Below are 24982 nucleotides of genomic sequence, written 5' to 3'. Positions count from 1 at the left end.
TTATTGCCCTCCCTTCATCAGTCTGTCTTTAATCGCACCTACATATTTTCGGGTAATATATTCCTTGTTGCCGGATTGAAAATAAACACACAGATTTCCGTTAAAGGATACTTCAAATCTGTCAATACGGTGAAGGTTTCCGATCACAGATTTTGAAAAGCGCATAAAACCATGGGGAATCAGAAAATCTTCCACTTCATACAGTTTCATTTTCACTTCGAAATGCCTGTCATTGACCACAGCAAATATTTTTCTTTTCTCGGCATGAATAAAATCGATCTCCTTTGGCTCGAGAAGTACGGTTTGATCTTCATCAATGCCGAATAATCGCTGCTGCTTTTCCTTCTTAATGACTTTTATAATTTCCTCTAGTTCCTGTGTCCATTCCTTTGCCTGGATCGTGACCTGTGTTTCATCATAATTCTTGTCAATATCGATGTTTATTTTCATCCCCATCCCCCTAAGTGCGCTGAACACCCTTCGCTAACTGACAGATTTTTTTAGAAAGTATGGATAGCGGATCATGGCAATAATAAATGCGGCTAACCCGATTGCAAATAATATAGCCAATGTTTGCATCAGTTCCAAAACTTCAGTTGTTCCTGCCATGGCATCCTGAAAAGACTGGTGTGCCCAATACTGCGGCAGGAAAAGGGCGATCGTCTTCATGAATTCCGGCATTATTTCCAATGGTACCCATAACCCTCCCAGCATCGCACCGCCCAATGCAATAATCTGTGTGATGGCGATTCCCATATTTTCCGTATTTACCAGAAGCGACATGGCAAGTCCAATAGCTGTAACAGTAAACGTGATGACTATAGATAAAATCAGCAAGGTAATTGGCTCTCCCAATGGTACATCATAAACAAGTCTTCCAAATAAAAATAACACAACAATCTGAATGAACACAACACACATAAATGGAAGCCATTTTCCAAGCAAATAAGCATAGCTTTGAATCGGGGTGCTTGCAAGTCTGGAAGTCATACCTGTATCCCTGTCTTTAATGAACACATTCACCATTGAAATCATGATAAAAAATACAAACATAACGACATATCCCGGAACAATTGACATAATTACCTGCTCACTTGTTGCTGCATCTGCATCTGCAGTAAACATAGCAATAAATAATACGGTAAACACGATGGGTAATATCAGCATCCAAAAAAACAACCCTTTATCTTGAACATGTTTCTTTAATTCTACTTTAAATATTGCATTCATTTTATACGCCTCCTTAATCTCTCAAATTACTACCGGTCAACGTGAAAAATACATCTTCCAGTCTCGGCCGGACAAGCTCGAGCCGTTCTACGTCAATACTATTTTCCCGGCAGTAGGAAATAATTTTTTCCATTACCTGCAACGGTTCTTTTGTATAAAGCAAGAATGCATCTTTTTTCGCGGAAATGGTGCCATATTGTTCAAGCCCCTCCTGTGAAAGTCTGCTTCCTTTTATATAAATGGAAGGAACAGCATATTGCTTGAGCAACTCATGGATCGCACCATCTTCTACTACTTTTCCTCTGTCCAGAAAAGCAACATAGTCACAAAGTTTTTCGACTTCTTCCATATAATGGCTGGCATAGATCACTGTGCAGCCAGCTGTTTTTAGTTCTTCAATCATTTGAAAAATATATTTGCGTGATTGTGGGTCAATGCCGACTGTCGGCTCATCCATAATGATAAGATCCGGATTATGCATGAGTGCACATCCAATATTCAACCTGCGTTTCATCCCGCCGGAAAAAGTAATTACTTTTTCCTTACTCCTTTCCCGAAGTCCAATTAGTTCCAGCACCTCCTGCGTGCGCAGCTCCAGTTCGTTTCCTTTTAAACCATAAAGTCTGCCAAACAGATTTAAATTTCCGAATGCTGAAATGTCTTGTTCCAGAATGATATCCTGGGGGACATAGCCAAATCTTTGTTTTGATGCGTTGGAAAATTGTTTTTCATTAAATTGAATGTCTCCTTTATAGTCACGAATAATGGATACAATCATTTTAATTAATGTGGATTTACCGGCACCATTTGGACCAACCAGACCATAACAGACTCCTTCCGGGATGCTAATGGAAACATCTTTTAAAGCCTCTATATTGTCATATTGCTTCGAAACGTTATTGATTTTAAGCAAATTCACCAGCTCCTCTTTTCTTTATATTATGGCGGAAGCGTGTGAATTCGTAATGAGAAAAAGAATAACATGTAAATTTCCATGTTTGAAAAGCTGAAAATCCCGCATGAAAAAACATCACCTTCGGATGGGTGATGTTTCCAAGCTTACTTTTGCTTGAACGAAGCAAATTTGATAAATGTATTTTCGTCCTCTATCAGGCCGCAGGAGGCACATTGTACTTTATATTGCGGTCCGTTGTATGCTGTGTGAAAAGCTTCCAGATTCTCGTCTGTATAGTCCTGAACTAATTCACCGGTCCCGGGATCCAGTTTCACCGGTTTGGCAATCTGTTCAATCAAATTGAACCGGGATCTATTTGTTTTGCAATTAGGGCACAGATAGGCCTGTGTCATATTTACACCTCCAGCTTGTACTAATCTTAGATTGGGGTTTTAGGTTGAATAATATGCAGCAGGTTTTATATACTTGCAATGTTCATCTGTAATGTAGAATAAAAAATGGTCAAGCTTTGTTTAAGCTTGACCATTTTTAAGAAAACATGTTTTTAATTTTGGACAGAAAAGAATTTGAGCTGTCTGAGCTTTCCTCTTCTTTTTCTTCTTCTTTTATAAAAATCTCTTCCTTGTCAATGGCATAATCATACGTTAAGACAGCACCAATATCTGTATCACTGTCTTCATTCGTAATGGAAGTATACGGAATATTATATTTGTTGGCCAGTGCCTTTTCTTCGTTTAAAAACCTAGAAGAAACATGGCCATTCATCAGTAATTTTGCCTTCTGATGTTGCTTCATGGCCTCTTCTAATTTTTGCAGTCCGTTATCTGACATCACCTGTCCTTTGGTAAGGGCGATCACGACCCTTTCGCGCAGTGTACCAAGAAACATTTGCCGTTCTGCTTCTTTTGGCCGCCGTTTCCCGTATATTCCTTCTGTGATATAATCATCTACCGATTTTTTACTCATTTTACATGCCTCGCTTTTGATAATGTAATATCATTGTACAAACAGGAACTAAACAAAGCAAACATAGCTCGATGCTAAAGTGACTTTTTCAAATCCTTGGCACTGGAAATAAATGCAGTAACGATCAGGGAGAAAGCAGCACCGATGAAGATAGAGAATCCAAATACGCCCATCCCCATACCTTCCCAATCTCCAATAACGAAAGAGAGGAAAATAAGGGCAGTACTAATCAGTACAACAATCATTGGGAGAATATAACGCATAGGTGATTTTTTTCTCGAAAAAAACCAGCTGAAGCCAAGTAAGATGACAGTTGTAATAATAAATGTGATGAAAAATGGAAGCATTTGTGACCACTCCTTCGAAATTCTAGTATAATTATAATTCTGTGCTGTGTTTTTCAATAATCTCCGCTAATTCATTAAAAGTATACTGTTTATTTACGACATTAACGGTAAAGTCAGCTTGTTCCGAGGGATTACTCATTTCAAAATCATATCCATTATAAAATAAAAATTGCGTTAAGGATAAAAAGGCAGTTCGTTTGTTGGAATTTTGGAAAGCATGATTCTGAGCAACAGACTCAAAAAGTGAAGCGGCTTTTTGGAAAATAGTTTCATATGCATCCTGTCCAAAAGCAGATTGCTTTGGACGGTTTACAGCAGAATCCAATAATGCGGGTGACTTTATGCCGATTTGTTCTCCTGGACTGAATTTTTCGATTGTATATTGATTAATAGCAGCAACTTCCACATAAGTTAAATATCTCATTTATCTATCTACCAATTCTTCAATTGTCTCTTTATGTTTCTTTGTATTTCGTTCTAGAATCTTGAAAAAATCTGTACTTATTCCCTCAGGCAGTTCCACATCTTCTTTCTTATGCAACTTAATTTCACCTTCCTTTAATTCCATTTCCACATTATCTCCGTAGGACAATCCGGCTTCTTTTAGGAATTCTTTAGGGAAGGTAATTCCATAGCTATTGCCAATTTTCGTTATTTTTCTTTCATGTCTTTTCATCATTTTCACCTCATTAATTCTTATTTATTAATAGTATATCATGTTATAACGGTTATAACAATATTACAATGAGTAATTTTTGCGGCAATGGTGCCTAAACCAGTATAATGGGAACTAACATTAGCGAGGGAGGAACCGATATGGAGAGTTTTTTGGCAATTATTTTATGGATTATCCCTTTTATTATTTTATATCTTGTAATTGCTGCCGGAGTAAGAAGAGGAATTGATGGCTCTGATACGGGCAGGGCACTGAGAGAAAAGCTGTATGAAGAAGAGGAAGTGCGCAGAAAATCTGAACAAAATAAATGAACAGTGAAAAAACGATTGACAATGAATTAAATGTAAACTGTTTTTTATATTTTAGAATTGTCTTGTGGCTAGATGAATTTTCACAAGAATATAGATATTAAAAATATAAAATGATAATATGATTATTACGATAGACGTAAGGGTGGTTTTATTGGATATCCAAGTCCGTAAAATGAAAAAGAAAGATATCCCGCACGTGCAGTATGTTGCAAAAACAAGCTGGCATGCTACGTACGATGGTATTATTCCCCGAAACATCCAGGATGATTTTTTACAAGAAGCCTATAGTAAAGATGCCATGAAGCATCGATTAAAGAATTCACATTTTTTTGTTGCTGAAAGTAGTGGGCGTATTATTGGATTTGCGAATTACTCACTGGGAGACAAAGATGGAAAAGTGGAACTTGGAGCCATTTATCTGCTTCCCGAATATCAAGGAAAAGGGGCAGGCACTGCGTTATTGCGGGAAGGGATTGAGAAATTGCAAAGCGTGCGGGAAATCCACCTCAATGTAGAGAAGAACAATAACGTTGGCAAAAAGTTTTATGAGGCAAAAGGATTTGAAGTTGTATCCGAATTTGATGAAGATTTTGCAGGTCATATGTTAAAAACAGTCCGAATGGCACTGACAGTTGAATAAAATTCCTTGATTGGAAAGGGAGAATAACATGGATGACACTGAAAAGTACAAAAGAGCGCGAAAGAGGGTAGAAAATTTAAAGGCCTTTTATATTCATTTAACGATGTATATGATTATAAACACGATGCTCCTTCTCATGAATATAGTAACAAATCCGAGTGAGCTGTGGTTTTATTATCCGCTGATCGGCTGGGGCGTAGGGTTGGCTGCACACGGTCTAAGCGTATTTTCCTCAGGGTTCTTTGGGCAGGAATGGGAAGAAAGAAAAATAAAGGAGTATATGGATAAAGACAAAAGAGGATGAACCTATTTCTGCATAAACCTTTCGCTTAAGTCTCACAGGTATAAACTATTTTAGTCAAAAGTAAGGTGTGAGGTGGAACCGGAGTTGTAAGTTTATTTTTTGCTATGCTTGGTTTTCTTGTAACAATACATGCAGTTTCAGAAGGATACAGGCAGCTTGATATTGCCTTTAAATTTGGATTACTGAATCTTTTATTTTTTTTATAATATAGCTCTCTTTTTGCTGTCTAAAAATTATCCAAGGAAAGAGGTTGTCTCCAGGGACAACCTCTTTCCTCCACACTACTTCTTTTTCGTACGTTTCTCTGCAGCACGGCTTCTTGCTTGGGCCTCTTTATCATCATGATCCATCAATTCTTCTGCAAACTCAATATCTCGTCCTGCAGATTTTTGCTCTTTTAAGGTTTGTGAAAGAAAATTATTTTTCGTTTTTTTGTGTTCATCTCTTCCCATTGTAAGCACCTCTTGGTTGTATATTTTCACTGTTAGTATGCACTCCACATGTTGAACTATTAATTCCAATTAAAAGCAAGACACATCTTTTGCCCTTGTAAATTGGGTTTAGACTGCTAAACAGAAGTGAATATGAATAATATACAAATAAATATCCATATTTATCACATAATATATGTATACGTATTAATGAAGGAGGGGCTATTGATGGCAATGAATATTACGCAAAAAATAATTAAAGACCATCTTGTTTCCGGAGAAATGACGGTGGGTACAGAGATTGGTTTGAAAATCGATCAAACGCTGACACAGGATGCAACAGGGACATTGGTGATGCAGGAACTGGAAGCCATGGAACTGGACAGGGCAAAAACAGAAGCATCGGCGCAGTATGTGGACCATAATTTAATTCAGGAAGACAATAAAAACGCGGATGATCACTTGTTTTTACATAGTGCTGCAAGGAGATTTGGCCTGTACCATAGCCGCCCCGGCAATGGTGTAAGCCACCCTGTCCATATGCAGCGCTTGGCAAAGCCGGGTAAAACACTGCTTGGTTCGGACAGTCACACCTGTGCGAACGGATGCATGGGAATGCTCGCCATGGGTGCTGGTGGAATTGATGTGGCCATGGCTATAGCTGGTGAGCCTTTTTATGTAAAAATGCCTCAAGTATGGGGAGTGAAATTGACCGGAGAACTGCCTGATTGGGTGAGTGCGAAGGATGTCATTCTCGAATTACTTCGCCGTTATGATGTGAAAGGTGGCATCGGAAAAGTAATTGAATATTATGGGCCGGGTGTAGAAACATTAAGCGCCATGGATCGCCATGTTATTGCTAATATGGGGGCGGAACTTGGTGCTACAGGAACAGTTTTCCCATCCGACCAAGAAGTGAAGAAATTTTTAAAAGGAGAAGGCAGGGAAGCTGATTGGATAGAGCTGTCTGCAGATAAAGGGGCAACGTATGATAGTGAAGAAGAAATAAACCTTTCAGAGCTGGAGCCGCTTATTGCCAAACCAACAAGCCCGGGGAATGTAGTACCGGTTTCGGAAGTGGCCGGCACGCCAATTTATCAATCGTATATTGGATCGTCTGCCAACCCTGGATACAGGGATTTTGCGATTGCTGCAGAAATCGTGAGTGGGAAACAGATAGCGGCCGGTGTCTCTTATGATATTAACCCGACATCGCGACAGATGCTTACTGACCTGGTAAAGGAAAGTCATATTGCAAGTCTGCTGCAAGCCGGCGGCCGATTGCATCAGGCGGGTTGTAATGGCTGTATCGGAATGGGGCAGGCACCTGCTTCAGGACGAAATAGCCTGCGAACTACACCAAGAAACTTCCCAGGAAGATCCGGAACAAGAGAAGACAGTGTTTTTCTATGCAGTCCGGAAACTGCTGCAGCCTCTGCTTTGACAGGAGTGATAACAGATCCAAGAACACTGGAGATGAAATATCCAAAAGTCAAAGAACCCAAAAACCCGACAGTGGACGAAAAACTATTGGATGAACCAATCCCTTATGAAGAAGCAAAACAAGTGAAATTGCACAAAGGTCCGAATATCGCTTCCATTCCTAAAATGGATCACATTCCTGATGATTTGGAAATACCGGTGCTTTTAAAAATGGGAGATAATATATCTACAGATGAAATACTTGCCGGTGGGGCGCGCGTTTTACCATATCGAAGCAATCTTCCAGAAATAAGTAAGTTCACGTTCGAAATTATTGATGAGACGTATTATGCACGGGGTAGAGAAACAGTGGAATCTGGTGGTCATGCAGTAGTGGGCGGATTTAATTACGGGCAAGGTTCGAGCAGAGAGCATGCCGCACTCGCTCCAAGGTATCTCGGTTTACGTGTTGCTTTAGTGAAAGACTTCGCCCGTATTCACTGGCAGAATCTTGTTAACTTCGGTGTGCTGCCATTAACTTTTGTAAAGGAAGAGGATTATGATCTGATTGAACAAGGAGATGTACTGGAGCTTAGTGGCCTGAAAGAAAAGCTCAAGTACGAGAATGAGTTTGAAATGAATGTAAGAGGAAAAGAAGAAAAAATTAAGGTAGCCCATGCATTATCCGAACGGCAAAAGGAAATAATGCTAAAAGGCGGCATTATAAATTGGGTTAAAGATCGAGCTGTAAAAAAATAATCAAGTAAAGGAGATATTATTATGGCTCAAAGGGATAATATATGCAAAGCTTGTGAAGGAGCAGGCATGCTTTCAGATGATGAAGGCTGGCAGTACAGATGCAGTGTATGTAATGGAGATGGTATATACGCTAGTTCAGACAAAGAGCGAGGGGCAAAATTGATGTCAGTGGATGAAAATAATCGGATGCTTGATTGATGGAGTTTATCATGTGAAAATATGAAATAAGCTGGTAACAGCATAAAATGGATTTAATCTAAAAATCTGTTAAATTTAAAAACCGATGAAAAAATAATTTTCATCGGTTTTTGCATGAAATATTAAAAAATTACATTATTTTTGTCTTTCACAAGAACGTTTGTGCTATAATGATGTTATGCATGAATCGACTTCTCATGGGAGGGTGGCTCATCCTGTTGTCCGTTGTCCGTCATTGTTTATCAATGTCACAGCGGAAGGGGGTGATGCTATTGGACGATTCGACGTACCAAGTTTTGTCTCTGATGATTTTATTTGGGACACTGGTCGCGATGGTCATGTCCAACAAAGATTAAGGACCTCCCCTCTGAGTAGAGCGCTCTGACGTGGGAGATCCTTTTTCCGCTGATGAGCCATCCCCTTTGAAGGGGTGGGTTCATTTCATGACCGTTCCATTACCAGATGGAGCGGTTTTTATATTGTATGCAATGATGATATTTCTATGTTTATTATACCACGAAATTCGTAATTGTACACTTTTTTCAAAAAAGATAGTACCAAACAAAGAGCTGTCCAATCATTCGTTTTTACAAATGATCGGACAGCCATTTCTGTTTTGTAATGTCTTCTAACGATTAATGCGGCATTTGTCCCTGAATTGGACCAAAGCTGTTCATATATTGCTGCATATCCTGCTGTTTCAGCTGAGGCACTTGATAATACTGATTTTTGTTTTGGTATAAAAATACTTCATAAGCCATCTCGATCAGGTTAGGGATGCTGTCTGCGAAAACCCTTCTCATGACAGGGTTGGTCGTTTCCAGTGCGGTAGTTGTAAAAGCAGATGCTGACTCCTTTAAACAACTCATCATATAGCTGGAAACACATTGATCATTAATTTCATTCACAGTTTGCGCAGGCGTAGTCGGCTGTGATGGCTGCATACCATAAATGACATTATTGTCCTGGGTCATATTATAGGTTTGCGTTTTTACTGTCGGATCCTGCCCGGTTTTCAATGTCTCTACAAGTGTATTATAAAGCGTAGATAAATAAGTCTGATGCTGCTGAAGCATTGTTTTTAATTCAGGATCTTGAATGTGCTGCTCATATAGTAAGTATTGCTCCATTCCTCCGACCAAACTGGAAATGGCCTCATGGGCATCAAACATTTCATGGCCGCCAAAGCTTTGATTGGCAGGCATTTGACTGGAATCTTGCATATTTTGACTTTGCTGCTGATTATGCATGCTGTTTCCTCCTTGAATATATTCATATCAACATTATTTTTATCCAAAACTAAAACATTATACATAATATAGAAAGGGCATTAAAAAATTAGAACATATGCATAAACTGGATAGAGGAGTGATGAGAAAATTTCGGCGAAACCATCCTGCATAGAAGGCCGTATTATTAGAAGATGAAAGTAACAGTTTTATAGGGGGAAGAAATTGAAGAAAATTATAATTTTAATAATTGTATTGATTGTGTTGGCAGGATGTAATAATGAAAATAATGGGGAGGAAGAAACCGTGCAGGAGAAACTAACTGGGGAATGGAATGGTTCCATTGAAATTCCGAATCAGCCTTTGCCTATCATTATTGAGTTTGAACATGAGAATGAGTTGACAGGTACCATTAGTATTCCTGTTCAGGAATTACATAATTATCCATTGTCCACCATAGACCTAAAGGAAAATAATGAACTGCTTTTCATGATGGAAATGCAAGGGGATTATATTACTTTTGATGGAGAAGTAGAAGGCGAAACCATTTCGGGAACATTCAAACAGCATGGGCAGACCTTTCCTTTTCAATTAAATAAGGGAGAGACGATAGTGGCAGATGGGGAAGAAGAAGGTGATTTTCTACAAGTAGAAACAGGTCAGGGAACACTTTATGGGGAGCTGGAAACACCTGAAGGAGACGGAACCTTCCCTGTTGTTATCATCATTCCTGGTTCTGGTCCGACTGATCGGGATGGGAATTCGCCGGGCTTTCCGGGGGAAAATGACAGTCTCAAACTTTTGGCGGAGGGTCTGGCGGATAATGGGATAGCCAGTCTTCGTTATGATAAACGCGGTGCGGGGAAAAACGTGCAGGCTTTAGTTGCAGAAGAAGAAATGCGGTTTGACCAATTTGTTGCAGATGCTGTTTCCTGGGTAGAGCTGTTAAATGAAGATGATGCCTATACAAACGTAGGAATCATCGGACACAGCCAGGGTTCACTCACTGGCATGCTGGCTTCGCAGGATAGTGAAGTGGATGCTTTTGTTTCTATTGCCGGTGCGGGTAATTCGATTGATGAGGTTCTATACAATCAATTGAGTGAAGAGCTGACCGGGGAGCTTCTGGAGGAAAGTGAACATATTTTAGAACAATGGAAGGATGGAAATGAGGTTGAGAATGTCAGTCAGGAACTTCACAGTGTTTTCCGTCCATCGGTTCAAGCCTTTACGTCATCGTGGATGCAATATGATCCTGCCGAAGAAGTTGGAATGGTAGAAATACCAACACTGATTGTTAATGGAGATAATGATTTGCAGGTGTCTGCTCGGGAAGCGGAAAGACTCAGTGAGGCAAAACCAGATGCTGATTTTCTCCTTATTGAAGGTATGAATCATATTTTAAAAGAAGCACCGGAAGATAGGGAAGGGAATTTAGAGACATATAGTGATCCGAATCTTCCACTGGCAGAAGGGTTAATAGGTGGGCTTATAGAATTTTTACATGATAATAATTTCGTTGAATAACTATCTTCCGTGGGAAATCACGTTTGAAACTTTATATTTTTCTTATTCGATTATTTGGGCATTTGCCTGTATAATTGGGATAAATGGCGTGGAATTCGGTATTTATAGTAGGAGGTTTTTCCATGGAAGAAAAAAAGCCGTTCCAAATTGATGCACGTATTCATTTGATCGATGGATTTGATTTAGGTGTGCCGGAACGAACGGGTACATATGTTATTGATGAAGAAGAACTGACCATTGTGGAAACCGGACCGAGCCCGTCTGTTAAATATATTAAACAAGGATTGGCAGACTTGGGTTTTTCACTGGATGAGGTGAAGTATATTATTGTGACACATATTCACCTGGATCACGCTGGCGGAGCAGGGCTGTTGTTAAGAGAATGTCCAAATGCCAAGGTGGTTGTACATCCAAGGGGAGAACGGCATTTGATTGATCCCTCAAAACTAGCAGCGGGAGCCAGAGCGATTTATGGAGACAGTTTCTCCGAATTGTTTGATCCGATTGTATCGATAGAAGCCGAACGATTGATTTTAAAAGACGAGGGGGACACGCTGAAAATTGGCCCGGACTGTACCCTGGAGTTTTTGTATACACCAGGACATGCCAAGCATCACTTTAGTATTTATGATCCGGTCAGTAATGGTATTTTTACTGGGGATACTGTTGGCATACGATATCAGCAGCTCATTTATGATGGCGTGGGTTTCTTTTTGCCGTCTACCTCTCCCAATCATTTTGACCCGTCTGCCATGCAGGAAGCCATTCAGCGGATGCTTGATATGAACGTGGAGCGAATTTATTTTGGTCACTACGGTATGACGGAAAATCCGCCAAAAGCACTCCATCAGGTATCTGAATGGCTGGATGTATTTGTGGAAGAGGGCGAACAGGTTATTGCAGAAGGAAAAGGATATGATGAGCTCTCAGGAAGGTTATTCGAAAAGGTGAAGGCACATCTTCAGAGCCTTGGAATTAATGATGAACATGAAGTTTATATTTTAATTAACCTGGATATGCAGGTTAGTGCACTTGGTATTATTGATTATTTTCAAAAACTGAAGCAGTAAAAATAAGTGGCGGATCTATTATGGAGCAGATCTGCCACTTATTATTGTTTAACCAACCAAATAGATGATTCTAATTCTCATCTTCCTCTGTTTTCATAAATGTCAGCACAACAAATAATGCAAAACTAATGAGCAGGATCGTTCCGCCCACGATAAATAAAATGGTAACCAGTGTATCATTCAGATTAAATGGTCTTAAGTAATACAGCCACATACCGCCTGACAGGCCAATTGCACCAATAATTGCTGTCCAAACATGGACTGCTGCCAGTTTTTTGCTTCCCGGGGTGAAAGTTTTATAGTAGACAGCCCAAGCGAATAATGTGAGCCAGCCGACCACTAGGATATGGGCATGGACGGTTCGGAATTCATAACCGCCGGCACCTGCCATGTGCGAGCCGATAAAAGCACCGATAAAAGCGAAGATAGCGGAAAACCGCAACAAAGTTTTGCTGTACGTATTCAAATTAATCACACCTTTATTAAAGTTTACTATAGGAATGAAGCTTATTGACTGGATAAAAATTCTGCTCAACGCATTCATCACTTATATTGAAATTAATCTAAATCGTCCATTTCCAGCACAACTGGACAATGATCACTCCCCATAATTTGAGAATGTATTTTCGAATCTCTCAACCTGTCTGTCAGTTTCTCGGAGACAATAAAGTAATCAATCCGCCATCCAATATTTCGCTCCCGGACTGTGCTCATATACGACCACCAGGAATACAGCCCTTCTTCCTCAGGATAAAAATAACGCAGACTATCTACAAATCCGGATTCCAGCAAGCGTGTCATCTTTTCTCGTTCTTCTATCGTAAAACCGGAGTTGCCGCGGTTCGTTTTATGGTTTTTTAAATCTATTTCCCGATGCGCAACGTTTAGATCACCGCAGTAAATGACAGGCTTTTCTTTATCCAGTTCAGATAAATAATGAAAAAGCTCATTCTCCCATTCAAGCCGGTAATTCAACCGGGTTAAATCTCTTTTTGAGTTGGGCGTATAGACATTTACCAGGTAGAAATTTTCAAATTCAAGGGTGATGATTCTACCTTCTTCTTGTGTATCTTCTTCTTCCAGTCCATATTTGACGGACAGCGGTTTTTGCTTTGTAAAAACTGCAGTGCCGGAATATCCTTTGCGTGCGGCATAATTCCAATACTGATAATACCCTTCTAAGTCCAGGCTAATTTGCCCTTCCTGTACTTTCGTTTCCTGCAGGCAAAAAATATCTGCATCTATTTTATGGAAATAATCCATAAATCCTTTTCTTACACAGGCCCTGATTCCATTCACATTCCATGATACAAGTTTCATAAATATCCGTATTTCCCCTCTGCTTCACTTTTTTCCCATTGTAGCATAAATGGCAAAAAAGTTATTGACATATGAAGTGTATTACGAATATAATACACTTAAAGCGTATTAAGCGGTTAATACATATTTTTTGTGTGTGGTGTATTAATCGATTAATACATGAACAGCAGAATATGAAAGTAGGGCTGCGATCATGGAAGTGAAATTTAACAAAAGGGATCCAGTGTATGTTCAGGTGGTTCAGCATTTTAAAGAAAGAATGGCAACAGGCATGCTGGAGCCGGGACAGGAAATCCCTTCGCGTCGGGAACTGGCGAATCAGTTGAAAATTAATCCGAATACAGCGCAGCGGGCGTATAAAGAAATGGAGGAACAGGGTTTGATTTACACAGACCGGAATCAGCCGAGTAAAATTACAACGGATGAAAAGGTCCTGAGCTCAGTAAGAGAAGAGCTTATCACGGAAGCAGTGGAGACTTTTGTTGCATCGGTTCGTCCGATCAACGTGTCGCTTGAAGAAATAATAGGGCTTGTTGCAGAAAAATACGAAGGAAAAAGCAATGATTAGGAGGGAATACGATTGATTGAGGTAAAAAAGATCACAAAAAAGTTTGGAAGAAAAAAAGTGCTGGAAGGTGTTTCCTTTACAGCGGAGAAAGGAGAGATCACCTGTATTATCGGTGTGAATGGCGTAGGAAAAACAACCATCCTTAACGCGATTATGAATCTGGCACCTTTGAACAGCGGTCAAATTTTAATCAACGGAGAAAAAATACATAAAGAAAGCTATGAAAAAATTACTTTTATCCCTGATGCGATTACGATGCTGCCGCAAATGACGATTGCCAGTGCCATGGAGTTTATGGATGATTTTTACGAGTGCTGGAATCAAGAGCGGGCAACAGAAATACTTGGATTTTTCAAATTGAAGGAAAGTGATCGAATCTCTGAATTATCAAAAGGAAATACAGCAAAGGTGAATTTGCTGCTTGGCCTGGCAATGGATGTGGATTTTGTGCTCATGGACGAACCTTTTTCCGGCATTGATATTTTCAGCAGGGAACAGATAGCTGAAGTATTTACCAGCCATCTGATTGAAGATCGTGGCGTCATTATTACAACCCATGAAATCGGCGATATTGAACACTTAATTGATAAAGTTGTTCTGCTTGATCAGGGTGTAGTTTCAAAACAATTTAATTCAGAAGAGATGCGCGAAACAGAAGGAAAGTCTGTTATTGATGTCATGAGAGAGGTGTATAAAGCATGAACAGGTATTTGAAACTGGTGAATTTTGAAATAAGTCGTTTTATAAAATTGTACTTCGTGTTGATTGCAATAACAATAATTTCACAGGTAACAGGCGCCATTATTCTATCCAACCAGTATGTAAACAAGGCAAATAAAGCGATTTATCAGCACGGAGGCTCCATGGAACAGTTTATTAATGAGCATGGCCCAATGAGTATGTATCAGGTAAATTTCAGCCTGTGGTTTATGGGGCCTATCGCATTATGTATTGCTGCATTGATTTTTTATACCTTTTTTATATGGTATCGGGACTGGTTTGCAAAAAATACATTTGTTTACCGGTTATTCATGCTGCCGACTGCCAGAATTAATGTCTATCTGGCAAAAGCAACTTCCATTTTTTTAATGGTACTGGGATTAGTCGCGCTGCAGCTATTGCTCATTCCATTGCAAAGCACTATTTTGAAGTGGATAGTGCCAAGAGAGTATAGATTGGACATGTCTGTAAATGAAGTAATTGAAAGCTTTAGGTATTTCCAAATCTTGCTGCCACAGAGCTTTATCGAGTTTATGATCCATTACGGAATTGGATTTATGATCGTTTTTATTGTGTTTACTGCGATTTTATTTGAACGAAGCTTTCGCTGGAAGGGGATTTTCCTAGGGGCGGTGTACGGTGTTTTGGCGATCATCTTATTTGTATGGCCATTCTTCCTATTAACCGACTATTTATATCCTATTGAATTTCTGGTAGTGGAAACTGTTTTAGGCCTAATTGTTATAGCGATGTCTATCTTGGTAAGTCATTATTTATTAACGAAGAAAATCACGGTATAGGAGGGAAGAAAAAATGAAGAAGTATTGGAAATCAATTAGTATAGCCGTTATCACTGTAGCTGCCATTGGTTTTTTCTATATTCAATCTGCCCTGGCGGGGGTCAATTATCCGGAATATAAGATTAAAACGCTTAGTGGGAACGAAGAAGAACTGGAAGACTTAATCCTTTATGGTGATTACAGAGAAGGAAACATAAAGGGGGATAACTTTCAAATTACGGCAGAAGGGATAGAGTATAACGGGGAGGCATCCTATTTTGATAGGCTTCGTACCGGTTTCGGGTTTCCGGAAATAAACCAGTATCAGAAAAAATATAAGCATTTTATGAGGGGAAAACAGAGCATATTTCAGCTGGCTGAAAATGAACATCATTTAGTTCATGCCAGCGTAAACTCCGAAACGGAAAGTGGAATGGTTTTACAGATAGAAGTGCTGGATAAAGATTCAAATCATACCATGGAATTCACAGTGGACGTGCCTGACAACGAAAAATATAGCAGTGTTTATATAGAACAGATATATATTGCAGAGGAGGAAGTAAGTGTTGTTACACGCAATCATGTAAATGGGTCAATTGACAGTTTTTCTACAGAGATTCATATGTACGATATTGATATTGGGGAGGAGAGCCTCGTAAACGATGAAATGGTCGTCTCTTATTCAGAGGGCAGCGGTGGGAGAAACATGACCAATGTGTTTACACCGGGTAACGGAAGTACACTTCAATCGAATAGCCATGCCATATTTATCATAGAACAATGGGAAAGAGATGAAAATGATGAGGAAGGATATTACTCACAGTTTGCAGAAAGTAAGGTAACTTCCATTAATGTGGAGACAAATGAAGTTTCCGAATTTGAATTGCCTGATGAACTAAAGGATATATCTCATTCGGTATTGCTAGAAGATTCCACATTGTATTTTACCAATCAAGTGGAGAATGGACTGGAAATTACTGTTTATGATCTGGAAAATCAGAAACTGGATGAAAATCGGTCGTTTACCATCGAACGAGATAATATGAATATGGGATCTCAGGTAACAGCGATCAAAGATGGCAGATTGTATATTGCCAGTCAAATCAATGAGAGTTATGCACCTGCAAATATTCTTGTCATTGATGTTCAATCAGGTGAATTAGTATATGAAGGACAAATAACAGGGGAGAATGGAGATATGAATCCAATCGGACAATCCTTCCACTTGTTTAATATGACAGTTCATTAGTGGAGAATCGGGAAGGCACAGACAAGGTGGGACAGGTTTACTGTCCCACCTGCCCCTTACTTTTTAATTTTAATCCCCAATAACATTTTCATAAATCCGCTGCATTTTATCTGCAAAAAGATCCATATGAACAATGCGGGCTTCCCGCACATATTCTTTTCCATCTACAAAAAGAAGGAGAACAGGAACAGTAAACACAGAGAATCTGCCTGCAATTTCTTCCACATCATCTGCAAGGATATGCCCCAATTTAATTTCCGGGAATGTATTCATTAATTCTTTTACTTGCGGCAGCAGACTATGGCAAACACTGCAGTTATTACGGGAAATATATAGAAAAGTTAACTGGTTTTCGGCAATAAACCGGTCAACTTGCGGAATGCTTGTCAGTTCTGTAAATTCGCTTATTGGAATCACCTTCCTAATAGGACATTATACCAGCTGGACTATTTGTTTTGAATGTTTACGCGTCATGGAAAAAAGGAAATATGAAAGAACAGGAATTGGAGGTGAAAAACATGGCTAAAGAGAATAAATCACCGGCTGAAGATAAAGAGAACCGTCAGGATCGCGGGGTAGAGAGAAGAAATAACCTGGATGAATTTGAAAACCAGAAATTTGCGGATGATATACCTTTAGAAGATTTGAAAATTGAAGCCAAAGATGAAAAGAAAAAAGTGAAATCCAAGGATGCTTCCCAAAGTGAACGGAAGCATAGAAGTGATAAACCAAAATCAAAATAATCCCGCTTTCTACCCGAGGGGTAAAGAGGTTATTTTGGTGTAGGCTGAGACAGATGATTAAATCTTGCGCTAACTACTCCCTCCGGAAATATAATCCGCCTTCACTTCTCCCGGGGCCAAAAGTGATATCGCTGAAAACTTCTTTTGGTCGTTTTCAGCATGTCTTCTTTGCTGCGGGCGAAAAGCCGAGTTGTCTGATTGAGAAAGGAGAATTCGAACTTGAATTTCAATGATCCTCGTTCTCCTCTTTAAACAGAAACCCCACGATATCCCGTTTTCGACCCTCTTTTACTATCACATTTTCAAATCGAATTCATCATAATAATGTACTTCATCCATATTTTAGAAGTGATTTACAAGTCTATTTACTTTGAAAAATATAATGATTATCTATGTTCTTTGGAAAAATGTGTTCGTCTAATAGGGGAAATGCCGAGACATGCTGGCTGTTTTTACATATAAATAATATAAATCACTGCAAGCTTGCTGATGATTTACCCATGAATATTACTCCTTAAGAAAGCCGGCTGCTCCCCGGCTTTCTTACCCCAAATGAAATAAAGTACTTGTTTGGCTGCACGACCTGGTAAATAGTGATGCTTATGCAAAAAAATCTATGGAATGTATTTTTTAACTGGACAACCTTGGCGAATTATTCCTGGTCTATTTTATTAATTTATTTTGACATAGACTTACATACAACCTACTAAAAGTGAACAGGCATAAAATAATACTGTATTTATCTACAAAGAGGAGTGTTATTATGGGTAAAACTAGATGCAGAGAGTTTCTCGAACCGAAGAAAAAGTCAGAGGATTGTGTAAAAAATATTATTACGCGCATCATCAAAGTACAAGATGAAGCGATGGAGGACAGTTGTTTTTCCGCATGTGATTCAGCCATACAACAATTGCGAAAAGGTAATTCACTTGGTCCGGTGAACACGACCATTCCATTTATTCTTTACTGTGAAGATTGCAAGCCGTTTATGGGAAGCGGTGTGTTTCAAGCTCCTATGGGTAAAAAAAGCGGAAATTTCTTTGGAAGTGCAGAAACGCCAATCCTCCGTGCAAAACATTTCGTGAAAGACAGTGACTGTTGTATCAGGGTGGAATTACTGCTGCCGATCACAGAAAAATGCAGGGTTTTAATGCCGGAAATAGACTGCTGCAGCAACACAATTGCCCCTTTTTTTTCCATCGATGATCCGGTGACAGGTTTCCAGGAAACTGGTATTTGCATAACCATCGATGTGGAAAAATTTATCGGGATTACATGCTTGGATCCCATCACTCCAATACAAACAGGTGAATCTCCCAGTTCTCATTCCGCTCACTAGATTTTAACTTAACCTGCAAATCTTGAAGTTAGACTGCCAAAAGTTTCTGTTGATCATTAGAATTCTCTTTTAGGTTTTATCTAATGAGGCTGACCTAGAGGTGGAAGCTATCATTAAATATAAATTGTGATGAAAAAACTGCATGAAATTGAGTTTAAATTATTTCATGCGGTTTTTCATTTTATAACAAATAAAACGCAGAAAGGAGCATTCCAATTGAAAGATATCACTGCTGTTCTCGTTCATTATTCCAATCAGAAAGGATTGGATAGGGCATTGCAATCTTTAAGAAATCTTGAACCAAGGTTGAATTCAGTTATTATTCTGCAAAAACCGGGCATGTCTCTGCGCATCATTCATGCGTATGAAGGTCGGGATCAGGTTGAATTTATTCACACTAAAAGTAATGATGCAGGGGAAACACTGAATAATAGAATCAATTTCATAAAAAGTGATTACTTATTATTTCTTCGTGATCCAAATTATCTGTCTCCTTCTATAGAAGCTGTTTCTCTTAATCTGCCCCCCTCAAAAAAAATATTAGTAACCAGCTGCAATAAACAAACAGGAATTCAACACCCTTTACTTGTTCGTACTTCATATATTCAACATCACAAACTGCTATCTGAAGATGAACTTCCATTTAATGAAGCGCTTTTTCCAGCTTGGCTTTCTACTGTAGACAATGCTTTCAAATCATTTAAAGATGGTCTGATCAGGCAAGTAAAGAGAAATAGTTCTGCAAATAAAAAGAACAGGGAAGAAATGCTCTCAAAATACAATCTGGAAAAGGTTAATACCAATGCGCCAGCACTTTCGGTTATCATGGCAAATTATAATATGGAAAAATACACAGGTACTGCCATTGAATCCTGCCTGCTGCAAAATGAGCAGCCGGAACAGGTTTTAATTATGGATGATGGCTCAACGGATGGTTCCTATCGACCACTTCTACAGTGGCATGATGGAGAGCAGGTCAAGGTATTTCGCAAACAAAATGAAGGTAAAGCAAGAGCGTTAAACGATTTGCTGCCTCATGTTACATCTGCGTTTATATTGGAGCTGGATGCTGATGACTGGCTGGATCCTGATGCTATATCGGTAATTAAAAAGCAATTAGTGCATTTGCCGAAAGATATTTCTGTATTGTATGGCAATCTTAGAAAGTGGAAGCAGTTAGAAGGAGATGTTTTATTCAAAGGTATTGCAAAGGGCGCCGGAATTAATGGGAAAAAGGATGTACTTTCTTATCGTTTTCCACTCGGACCAAGAATATATCGGACCTCCTTATTAAAAAGACAGGGAGGCTTTCCAGTAACGGCATTTGAGGATGGCAGGCTTTACGAAGACGTAAGTGTATTAAATCAACTGATAGAGAGTTCAAGGTTTAAATATCATGATTTTACTGTATACAACGTGAGAGAGCATAAGGAAAGTATCACCAAAAACAACCTTTCAAGCTGGAACGATTTTTTAAGAACATTGAAATAACGCAGATGATTTATATAAAAAATAATAGGGTGGTGTCATAATTTTCGTTTCCCTGAACTTCAGCAGCTGCCTCTTTTGTCTTTCTTTTAAACGATTATCATGTACAGTCTACTATTTTGTTCATATATTAAGGTATAACCTATTTAGTTATCAAACTGGCATAATGAAACCTATTCTGGAATCTATGGTTAACAAATTTATCAGCCTTGTTTCATTTAGTCTATGATCCTGAGTATATAAACAGTAGGTGTTATCGCATGAGGGAGTTGTTTAAATGTGTTTCAAAATACGACAATATTAATTACCGGAGGGACAGGGTCCTGGGGACATGAACTAGTAAAAAAACTGCTTTCATTTCAGCCAAAGGAAATAAGGGTTTTTTCACGTAATGAATTTGCTCAAGTGAAAATGAAAAGGGCTTTTTTAGATCATCCTCATTTAAAATTTGTGATTGGGGATGTGAGAGATTTTGAAGCAGTGAATGAAGCAGCGAAAAATGTGGACTATTTATTTCATCTTTCTGCACTTAAACATGTACCAATTTGTGAAGACCAGCCATCTGAAGCTTTAAAAACAAATGTCCATGGGACAGAGAATATTATTAAAGCAAGTTTAAATCAAAAAGTGAAAAAGGTCATTGATGTTTCTACCGATAAAGCAGTGGAACCAATCAATTTTTATGGAATGACAAAAGCAATCGGTGAAAAATTAATTATTCATGCCAATCAGCTGAGCAATCATACACGATTTATCTGTATCCGTGGAGGTAATGTTATTGGCACAAATGGCAGTGTCATTCCATTTTTTAAAGAACAAATTGAAAATCACCACAAAGTACCCCTTACGTCCAAGGAAATGACCCGCTTCTTCCTGACGGTTTCACAAGCCATTGATTTACTGCTATACGCATCCAAGCAGGCAATTGGCGGAGAGACGTTTGTCATGAAAATGAAAGCATGCCGTATTGTTGATTTGATTGATGTACTGGAAAAACACTTTGCCGCAAAAGCGATTGCGATAGATGAAGTAGGTATAAGGCCGGGGGAAAAGCTTCATGAAGTGTTAGTATCCAATGCCGAATCCCGGAGTACGTATCAATTTGATGAAAACTATTATGTTATTCTGCCTGACGATGCTTCACAGGATGTGAAGAATAACTATGAAAACTTACCTCAGGTTACTTTCCAACAATACCAATCCAATGATGAATTAATGTCTTCTGCTGAAATTGAAAAAATTCTTATAAAAGCAAATGTTATTCCATCCTAAGCTTTTAAATGCAAAGTTATTTTCGCAAAGATGTGGCTGGTATGGTAATAGATGCTTTAAGTCTGATTCAAAGATAACAATTCTTTAAAATTCAGCCTAACGAAAAGATCAATAAAATGAAGCAGCCTAAAGAGAAATACCCTTATCACTGTAAAGTGGTAAGGGTATTTCTTTAGGGACTAAAGAAGAAAGCTATAAAGATTCTAAAGTGATCAATCAGGTGTTATTAAAGGGTTAAAGACTGCTACATATGGGATAAGATACTTTTTATTTGCCGGATGAGCTGCTTTGCCCGATGTGCAGTTGAATGATGGTTGTGAACGAATCGATAGCCGTTTTCTGTAATACTTTCCCTTTCGCTCACATTTTTAAGGTAGTAAGCAGCTTTTTCCGTAAAGTTATCCTCGTTTATATCCACAAAATGTTTGCCTGGTTTCATCCCAATCTCGTGAAGTTCCGGTAAATCAGGCGCCATTAATAACGTGTGGCAGGCTGGTACTTCAAAATATTTAAAGGTCACCACTTGACGAACAGAGCCGCAGGCAAAAAATAATTTCGCCTGATTAACGGTTCTGGCATAGTTTTCACCAATTAATATATTTTTTGACTGCTTTTCTGTAAAGTCTCTCCATCCCGGATGGGGGCGGTTGTAAAAACCGGGATGGTCTGCATAATGCTGCAGGATTTTTTCTCTTAATGGATAGATGTGATGAAGGGAAATTTCCCCCAGCATCATTAAATTAATTGTTTTATCACTGCCATAATCCTTAAATATAGAAGTGTTGGCGAATTGAGGGAGAAAGAATACCCGCTTTCCTCTTAGAAGAGGATAATTATTATAAAAATTATGCTGGCATATGACAAAAAAAGTGCTGATGCCATTATTCGCAATAAACTTTCTGCGCTGACTTACAAACCGGTGTGCATCGTTAACCATCAGCCCAGCGGGTATATTGATATTGGATAGGCCGGTCACAAGAGGGGCAAATGTATTTCCGATATCATTAATGATTAAAATGTAATCCGGTTTTTCAGGGATCTTTCTTAAAATTTTCTTGATATGCCCGGATTGCCGATAAATCATTAGCTTCGTTATTTTTTCTAATTCTTTTTCCAAAATGTCATAATTATTGTTTGTGAAATGAGAAGTATCAGCCGCAATCAGCAATAATTTAAGCTTCATTTCTGCATCACCGCCTTTCTTAATGAAAAACGCCCTCCAGGATAAGAAGGCGCTTTAAAAGATCATTTTATCGCAGTGTAACTGGCTGTAATCTAACAGCCAGTAACGGCCCGATTCGTTCAACTAACATTCAGTGGGGGGAGGGGGAACGCAGACTAAAATCGCCACACGTCTGCATGGCCTACGTCCTGTAGGCCTAAACCCCACTGAATGAAGTTTCACTTTATAAATATCCTAACCTTGATAAAGTCTTTTCAAATGATTGGTTGATTTGTCTCTGTTGTTCATCACTTAAAAATGATTTCCATTTGTTTGCCTTGCCTTCCCGAACAAAAGGGATATTATCATTGCTTTTCGGTGTATTGCCTTTTAAATGGTGCTGCTGTTTCTTTTCCAAGGCGCTCATATTATCGAAAGAAGCCCAATTGACGGCTTCATTAATTTCTTTTGCTGTCCTGTCTAAATCGAGGAACGCTACAATTCTTTGTGCCTCTTTAAAAGTATTTTCAAGCAGCTCTTCGTATTTGATAAGCAAAAAGCCATGTTTGACTTCTTCCTGTTTATCAAGCCAGCTTGCTACATTTGTATCCCACATTCTATATCCAATGTTGCCTTGCATAAATGCCTCAAAAAAATCATCAAAGTTACGACTGCTACCGTAATATTTTTTAAAATGATGATAATAGGAAATGACAACATCCCTGGGATCTCTTACAAGGTAAATGACTTTCGGATAGGAAGAATCGTAACTATCATGGCTCCAAACAAGATGTGGAGTAGGCAAGTTTTCAATTGGTTTGCTTGCCACATTTTGTATCATTTCTCCTTTTGTAGCCCAGTCCATTTTTTTCTGATATAACAACATAGAGACAAGGAACAGCAAAAAATTGTTGCCTGATTTTGGATATGCTACAAGGCAGATATCATCTTCCTGAACAATATATTTATTATTTGTTGACATGGTTATCATCCTTTCTTATTATTCGTTTTACTCGGCTGGACATTTAAGGGAAAGGTATCCGGGTGATCCGCATCGAACATTTCATTGACCCAAAACAACACAATTATTTCATCATCCGTTACATTTTCAATAGAATGAGTAAAGCCTGGCGGGATGTCTACCATCTCGATATTTTGGTCTGATACGCTATAAGTGATTAGTTTATCGGAATTAATCTTCCTTAAATGAATATTTGCCGCTCCTTTAATGACACAAAATTTCTCTACTTTTGTATGGTGGTAATGATTTCCTCTTATAACACCTTCTCGTGAAGTTGACATAAAAACTTGGCCGGCTTCACGGGATTTGATTAGCTCAACGAGACTTCCTCTTTCATCTCTATGTGCCGGCAATTTATAGGAAAAATTATTTTCATCCAGATAGGATAGGTAGGTCGTATACAAGTATTTTGTTAATTTGTCGGACAGGTCGGGTATCACGAGTGATTTTCTTATTCCCTTGAATTCATAAAGTTTATGAGCCAGTTCTCCAATCGTGATATGGAAGGTTTGACTGAGGTGATAATAAAATTTTTCTTCCGTCATTTTTCGTGTGAGACAGTCCATCAGATCGTTGGCAACATTATCTATATACGCGAGTTCAAGCATTTTCTCTGCATTATGAATCTCAATTTCTTTATTGTGGGAGATTTCATGGCAGAAGGTAGCAACAACAGAGTTATAATGCGGTTTACACCACTTCCCGAAGACACCTGGCAAACGATAAATAAAAACTTCTGCTCCGGTGTCCTTACTATAGTCTACCAGCACTTCTTCAGCTGCCTTTTTACTTAATCCATATGGTGTATCAAACGCTGCTTGCGCGGAGGAGGAAAAAATGATTTTTGGGCTTTTCTGATGTTCTCTTAAATAATTGACTATTTGTGTAGTAAGTCCTCTATTAACGCTAGCAAATTCTGTGTTGTACTGAGGTCTGTTTACCCCTGCCAGATGATAGATCACATCTGAATCGTTTAAATACTTATACAGCAGTGATAGGTCATCCCCGCGATGATATTGTTTTATAGAAATTCTTTTTTCCTTATGCAGCCTGTCGACTAAATTCTTTCCGATAAAACCTCCTGCCCCGGTTACTAGTACGTTAAGCATAAAATGATTCCTCCGTTCTTGTTTCCCGCAGTGTAACTGGCTGTAAGACTCCCACTTCGAGAATGAAGGAAACATGAAAATGCTAAGTGGGAGATCTAACAGCCAGTAACGGCCCGATTCGTTCAACTAACATTTGTATGAAAACACTTATGAAAATTGCTCTAAAAAGACAACAGGAAAGCAGCT

The 24982-nt window shown here is 38.8% G+C and carries 31 protein-coding genes; 15 read left to right on the top strand and 16 right to left on the bottom strand.

Going from position 1 to position 24982, the window contains the following annotated elements; translation table 11 throughout:
• The 8 genes from ACDX78_RS12255 to ACDX78_RS12220 all read right to left on the bottom strand — a co-directional run bounded on the left by ACDX78_RS12255 (position 1) and on the right by ACDX78_RS12220 (position 4135).
• The gene (locus tag ACDX78_RS12255; protein ID WP_486028258.1) at positions 1 to 450 is read right to left on the bottom strand and encodes a LytTR family DNA-binding domain-containing protein; all 450 of its coding nucleotides are present in this window, start codon (positions 448 to 450) and stop codon (positions 1 to 3) included.
• Positions 451 to 483: 33 nt separating this feature from the next.
• A complete protein-coding gene (locus tag ACDX78_RS12250; protein ID WP_486028256.1) occupies positions 484 to 1230 on the bottom strand; it encodes an ABC transporter permease in 747 nt (248 codons plus the stop codon).
• A gap of 13 nt (positions 1231 to 1243) precedes the next feature.
• Positions 1244 to 2143: an ABC transporter ATP-binding protein gene (locus ACDX78_RS12245; RefSeq protein WP_486028254.1), complete on the bottom strand. Its 900-nt coding sequence runs from the start codon at positions 2141 to 2143 to the stop codon at positions 1244 to 1246.
• Positions 2144 to 2289: 146 nt separating this feature from the next.
• Positions 2290 to 2538 (bottom strand): DNA alkylation repair protein, encoded by a 249-nt coding sequence (locus ACDX78_RS12240; protein ID WP_486028253.1) that lies wholly within the window; start codon positions 2536 to 2538, stop codon positions 2290 to 2292.
• Between the two features lie 136 nt (positions 2539 to 2674).
• Entirely contained in the window at positions 2675 to 3112 is a 438-nt protein-coding gene (locus ACDX78_RS12235) for a YueI family protein (protein WP_486028251.1), read from the bottom strand.
• A gap of 74 nt (positions 3113 to 3186) precedes the next feature.
• Complete coding sequence (locus ACDX78_RS12230) at positions 3187 to 3459, bottom strand: YesK family protein (RefSeq protein WP_486028249.1); 273 nt, start codon at positions 3457 to 3459, stop codon at positions 3187 to 3189.
• A 31-nt stretch (positions 3460 to 3490) separates the two neighbouring features.
• On the bottom strand, positions 3491 to 3883 hold the full coding sequence (locus ACDX78_RS12225; RefSeq protein ID WP_486028248.1) for a type II toxin-antitoxin system death-on-curing family toxin: 393 nt from the start codon (positions 3881 to 3883) through the stop codon (positions 3491 to 3493).
• On the bottom strand, positions 3884 to 4135 hold the full coding sequence (locus ACDX78_RS12220) for an AbrB/MazE/SpoVT family DNA-binding domain-containing protein (RefSeq protein ID WP_486028246.1): 252 nt from the start codon (positions 4133 to 4135) through the stop codon (positions 3884 to 3886). It abuts the gene before it with no gap.
• 140 nt (positions 4136 to 4275) lie between these two features.
• Here ACDX78_RS12220 and ACDX78_RS12215 point away from each other — a divergent pair, with 140 nt between their 5' ends.
• The 3 genes from ACDX78_RS12215 (at position 4276) to ACDX78_RS12205 (ending at position 5390) form a co-directional block, all read left to right on the top strand.
• A complete protein-coding gene (locus ACDX78_RS12215) occupies positions 4276 to 4446 on the top strand; it encodes a hypothetical protein (protein WP_486028244.1) in 171 nt (56 codons plus the stop codon).
• A 118-nt stretch (positions 4447 to 4564) separates the two neighbouring features.
• A complete protein-coding gene (locus tag ACDX78_RS12210) occupies positions 4565 to 5086 on the top strand; it encodes a GNAT family N-acetyltransferase (protein WP_486028242.1) in 522 nt (173 codons plus the stop codon).
• Between the two features lie 28 nt (positions 5087 to 5114).
• A complete protein-coding gene (locus ACDX78_RS12205; RefSeq protein ID WP_486028241.1) occupies positions 5115 to 5390 on the top strand; it encodes a 2TM domain-containing protein in 276 nt (91 codons plus the stop codon).
• A 281-nt stretch (positions 5391 to 5671) separates the two neighbouring features.
• On the opposite strand, the gene ACDX78_RS12200 is transcribed toward ACDX78_RS12205, so the two are convergent.
• Complete coding sequence (locus tag ACDX78_RS12200) at positions 5672 to 5842, bottom strand: YfhD family protein (protein ID WP_486028239.1); 171 nt, start codon at positions 5840 to 5842, stop codon at positions 5672 to 5674.
• A gap of 207 nt (positions 5843 to 6049) precedes the next feature.
• Here ACDX78_RS12200 and ACDX78_RS12195 point away from each other — a divergent pair, with 207 nt between their 5' ends.
• Together ACDX78_RS12195 and ACDX78_RS12190 are read left to right on the top strand one after the other, a co-directional pair.
• Positions 6050 to 8002 carry an aconitate hydratase gene (locus tag ACDX78_RS12195; RefSeq protein WP_486028237.1) on the top strand — a complete coding sequence of 651 codons (1953 nt, stop codon included), beginning with the start codon at positions 6050 to 6052 and terminating at the stop codon, positions 8000 to 8002.
• A 21-nt stretch (positions 8003 to 8023) separates the two neighbouring features.
• On the top strand, positions 8024 to 8200 hold the full coding sequence (locus ACDX78_RS12190; protein WP_486028235.1) for a hypothetical protein: 177 nt from the start codon (positions 8024 to 8026) through the stop codon (positions 8198 to 8200).
• A 635-nt stretch (positions 8201 to 8835) separates the two neighbouring features.
• Here the strand turns inward: ACDX78_RS12190 and ACDX78_RS12185 are convergent.
• Positions 8836 to 9450: a spore coat protein gene (locus tag ACDX78_RS12185; protein WP_486028234.1), complete on the bottom strand. Its 615-nt coding sequence runs from the start codon at positions 9448 to 9450 to the stop codon at positions 8836 to 8838.
• A gap of 204 nt (positions 9451 to 9654) precedes the next feature.
• On the opposite strand from ACDX78_RS12185, the gene ACDX78_RS12180 reads away from it, so the two are divergent.
• Positions 9655 to 10956, top strand: coding sequence for an alpha/beta hydrolase family protein (locus ACDX78_RS12180; RefSeq protein WP_486028232.1), 1302 nt, complete (start codon positions 9655 to 9657; stop codon positions 10954 to 10956).
• 122 nt (positions 10957 to 11078) lie between these two features.
• Positions 11079 to 12026, top strand: a complete 948-nt coding sequence (locus tag ACDX78_RS12175; RefSeq protein ID WP_486028230.1) for an MBL fold metallo-hydrolase — start codon at positions 11079 to 11081, stop codon at positions 12024 to 12026.
• Between the two features lie 70 nt (positions 12027 to 12096).
• Here ACDX78_RS12175 and ACDX78_RS12170 read toward each other — a convergent pair whose 3' ends face one another.
• Together ACDX78_RS12170 and xth are read right to left on the bottom strand one after the other, a co-directional pair.
• Positions 12097 to 12492, bottom strand: coding sequence for a hypothetical protein (locus ACDX78_RS12170; protein WP_486028228.1), 396 nt, complete (start codon positions 12490 to 12492; stop codon positions 12097 to 12099).
• 92 nt (positions 12493 to 12584) lie between these two features.
• Positions 12585 to 13346, bottom strand: a complete 762-nt coding sequence (gene xth / locus ACDX78_RS12165) for an exodeoxyribonuclease III (protein ID WP_486028226.1) — start codon at positions 13344 to 13346, stop codon at positions 12585 to 12587.
• A gap of 193 nt (positions 13347 to 13539) precedes the next feature.
• Between xth and ACDX78_RS12160 the strand changes: the two genes are divergently transcribed.
• The 4 genes from ACDX78_RS12160 to ACDX78_RS12145 are packed head-to-tail and all read left to right on the top strand — an operon-like array spanning position 13540 to position 16662.
• A complete protein-coding gene (locus ACDX78_RS12160) occupies positions 13540 to 13914 on the top strand; it encodes a GntR family transcriptional regulator (protein WP_486028224.1) in 375 nt (124 codons plus the stop codon).
• Between the two features lie 12 nt (positions 13915 to 13926).
• Complete coding sequence (locus ACDX78_RS12155) at positions 13927 to 14616, top strand: ATP-binding cassette domain-containing protein (protein WP_486028222.1); 690 nt, start codon at positions 13927 to 13929, stop codon at positions 14614 to 14616.
• On the top strand, positions 14613 to 15434 hold the full coding sequence (locus tag ACDX78_RS12150; RefSeq protein ID WP_486028220.1) for a hypothetical protein: 822 nt from the start codon (positions 14613 to 14615) through the stop codon (positions 15432 to 15434). The genes ACDX78_RS12155 and ACDX78_RS12150 overlap by 4 nt, the downstream gene beginning before the upstream one ends.
• 13 nt (positions 15435 to 15447) lie before the next feature.
• Positions 15448 to 16662: an NHL repeat-containing protein gene (locus tag ACDX78_RS12145; RefSeq protein ID WP_486028219.1), complete on the top strand. Its 1215-nt coding sequence runs from the start codon at positions 15448 to 15450 to the stop codon at positions 16660 to 16662.
• Positions 16663 to 16731: 69 nt separating this feature from the next.
• Here the strand turns inward: ACDX78_RS12145 and ACDX78_RS12140 are convergent, their stop codons facing one another.
• The gene (locus ACDX78_RS12140; RefSeq protein ID WP_486028382.1) at positions 16732 to 17070 is read right to left on the bottom strand and encodes a thioredoxin family protein; all 339 of its coding nucleotides are present in this window, start codon (positions 17068 to 17070) and stop codon (positions 16732 to 16734) included.
• Between the two features lie 110 nt (positions 17071 to 17180).
• Between ACDX78_RS12140 and ACDX78_RS12135 the strand changes: the two genes are divergently transcribed.
• From ACDX78_RS12135 to ACDX78_RS12120, 4 genes are all read left to right on the top strand, one after another.
• Positions 17181 to 17405 carry a hypothetical protein gene (locus ACDX78_RS12135; protein WP_486028217.1) on the top strand — a complete coding sequence of 75 codons (225 nt, stop codon included), beginning with the start codon at positions 17181 to 17183 and terminating at the stop codon, positions 17403 to 17405.
• Positions 17406 to 18168: 763 nt separating this feature from the next.
• The gene (locus ACDX78_RS12130) at positions 18169 to 18744 is read left to right on the top strand and encodes a CotY/CotZ family spore coat protein (RefSeq protein WP_486028216.1); all 576 of its coding nucleotides are present in this window, start codon (positions 18169 to 18171) and stop codon (positions 18742 to 18744) included.
• A gap of 216 nt (positions 18745 to 18960) precedes the next feature.
• Complete coding sequence (locus ACDX78_RS12125; RefSeq protein WP_486028214.1) at positions 18961 to 20235, top strand: glycosyltransferase family 2 protein; 1275 nt, start codon at positions 18961 to 18963, stop codon at positions 20233 to 20235.
• 276 nt (positions 20236 to 20511) lie between these two features.
• Positions 20512 to 21504, top strand: a complete 993-nt coding sequence (locus ACDX78_RS12120; protein WP_486028212.1) for a polysaccharide biosynthesis protein — start codon at positions 20512 to 20514, stop codon at positions 21502 to 21504.
• A 244-nt stretch (positions 21505 to 21748) separates the two neighbouring features.
• On the opposite strand, the gene ACDX78_RS12115 is transcribed toward ACDX78_RS12120, so the two are convergent.
• The 3 genes from ACDX78_RS12115 to ACDX78_RS12105 form a co-directional block, all read right to left on the bottom strand.
• The gene (locus tag ACDX78_RS12115) at positions 21749 to 22687 is read right to left on the bottom strand and encodes a glycosyltransferase (protein ID WP_486028210.1); all 939 of its coding nucleotides are present in this window, start codon (positions 22685 to 22687) and stop codon (positions 21749 to 21751) included.
• A gap of 223 nt (positions 22688 to 22910) precedes the next feature.
• Positions 22911 to 23648, bottom strand: a complete 738-nt coding sequence (locus tag ACDX78_RS12110; RefSeq protein ID WP_486028208.1) for a sulfotransferase domain-containing protein — start codon at positions 23646 to 23648, stop codon at positions 22911 to 22913.
• A gap of 5 nt (positions 23649 to 23653) precedes the next feature.
• Positions 23654 to 24796, bottom strand: a complete 1143-nt coding sequence (locus tag ACDX78_RS12105; RefSeq protein ID WP_486028206.1) for a polysaccharide biosynthesis C-terminal domain-containing protein — start codon at positions 24794 to 24796, stop codon at positions 23654 to 23656.
• Positions 24797 to 24982: the final 186 nt, after the last annotated feature.

This window comes from Virgibacillus oceani (assembly GCF_041521345.1).
Taxonomy (GTDB): Bacteria; Bacillota; Bacilli; order Bacillales; family Amphibacillaceae; genus Virgibacillus_N; species Virgibacillus_N oceani_A.
Note: the sequence above shows the minus strand (reverse complement) of the source record. Positions and strands in the feature narration are given on the sequence as shown.

Bases quoted from the DNA above. Each gene is read 5' to 3' on its own strand.
- ACDX78_RS12255 (WP_486028258.1), bottom strand. From the start codon at position 450: ATGAAAATAAACATCGATATTGACAAGAATTATGATGAAACACAGGTC.
- ACDX78_RS12250 (WP_486028256.1), bottom strand. From the start codon at position 1,230: ATGAATGCAATATTTAAAGTAGAATTAAAGAAACATGTTCAAGATAAA.
- ACDX78_RS12240 (WP_486028253.1), bottom strand. From the start codon at position 2,538: ATGACACAGGCCTATCTGTGCCCTAATTGCAAAACAAATAGATCCCGG.
- ACDX78_RS12235 (WP_486028251.1), bottom strand. From the start codon at position 3,112: ATGAGTAAAAAATCGGTAGATGATTATATCACAGAAGGAATATACGGG.
- ACDX78_RS12230 (WP_486028249.1), bottom strand. From the start codon at position 3,459: ATGCTTCCATTTTTCATCACATTTATTATTACAACTGTCATCTTACTT.
- ACDX78_RS12225 (WP_486028248.1), bottom strand. From the start codon at position 3,883: ATGAGATATTTAACTTATGTGGAAGTTGCTGCTATTAATCAATATACA.
- ACDX78_RS12220 (WP_486028246.1), bottom strand. From the start codon at position 4,135: ATGAAAAGACATGAAAGAAAAATAACGAAAATTGGCAATAGCTATGGA.
- ACDX78_RS12215 (WP_486028244.1), top strand. From the start codon at position 4,276: ATGGAGAGTTTTTTGGCAATTATTTTATGGATTATCCCTTTTATTATT.
- ACDX78_RS12210 (WP_486028242.1), top strand. From the start codon at position 4,565: ATGATTATTACGATAGACGTAAGGGTGGTTTTATTGGATATCCAAGTC.
- ACDX78_RS12205 (WP_486028241.1), top strand. From the start codon at position 5,115: ATGGATGACACTGAAAAGTACAAAAGAGCGCGAAAGAGGGTAGAAAAT.
- ACDX78_RS12200 (WP_486028239.1), bottom strand. From the start codon at position 5,842: ATGGGAAGAGATGAACACAAAAAAACGAAAAATAATTTTCTTTCACAA.
- ACDX78_RS12195 (WP_486028237.1), top strand. From the start codon at position 6,050: ATGGCAATGAATATTACGCAAAAAATAATTAAAGACCATCTTGTTTCC.
- ACDX78_RS12190 (WP_486028235.1), top strand. From the start codon at position 8,024: ATGGCTCAAAGGGATAATATATGCAAAGCTTGTGAAGGAGCAGGCATG.
- ACDX78_RS12185 (WP_486028234.1), bottom strand. From the start codon at position 9,450: ATGCATAATCAGCAGCAAAGTCAAAATATGCAAGATTCCAGTCAAATG.
- ACDX78_RS12175 (WP_486028230.1), top strand. From the start codon at position 11,079: ATGGAAGAAAAAAAGCCGTTCCAAATTGATGCACGTATTCATTTGATC.
- xth (WP_486028226.1), bottom strand. From the start codon at position 13,346: ATGAAACTTGTATCATGGAATGTGAATGGAATCAGGGCCTGTGTAAGA.
- ACDX78_RS12160 (WP_486028224.1), top strand. From the start codon at position 13,540: ATGGAAGTGAAATTTAACAAAAGGGATCCAGTGTATGTTCAGGTGGTT.
- ACDX78_RS12150 (WP_486028220.1), top strand. From the start codon at position 14,613: ATGAACAGGTATTTGAAACTGGTGAATTTTGAAATAAGTCGTTTTATA.
- ACDX78_RS12145 (WP_486028219.1), top strand. From the start codon at position 15,448: ATGAAGAAGTATTGGAAATCAATTAGTATAGCCGTTATCACTGTAGCT.
- ACDX78_RS12135 (WP_486028217.1), top strand. From the start codon at position 17,181: ATGGCTAAAGAGAATAAATCACCGGCTGAAGATAAAGAGAACCGTCAG.
- ACDX78_RS12130 (WP_486028216.1), top strand. From the start codon at position 18,169: ATGGGTAAAACTAGATGCAGAGAGTTTCTCGAACCGAAGAAAAAGTCA.
- ACDX78_RS12115 (WP_486028210.1), bottom strand. From the start codon at position 22,687: ATGAAGCTTAAATTATTGCTGATTGCGGCTGATACTTCTCATTTCACA.
- ACDX78_RS12110 (WP_486028208.1), bottom strand. From the start codon at position 23,648: ATGTCAACAAATAATAAATATATTGTTCAGGAAGATGATATCTGCCTT.
- ACDX78_RS12105 (WP_486028206.1), bottom strand. From the start codon at position 24,796: ATGCTTAACGTACTAGTAACCGGGGCAGGAGGTTTTATCGGAAAGAAT.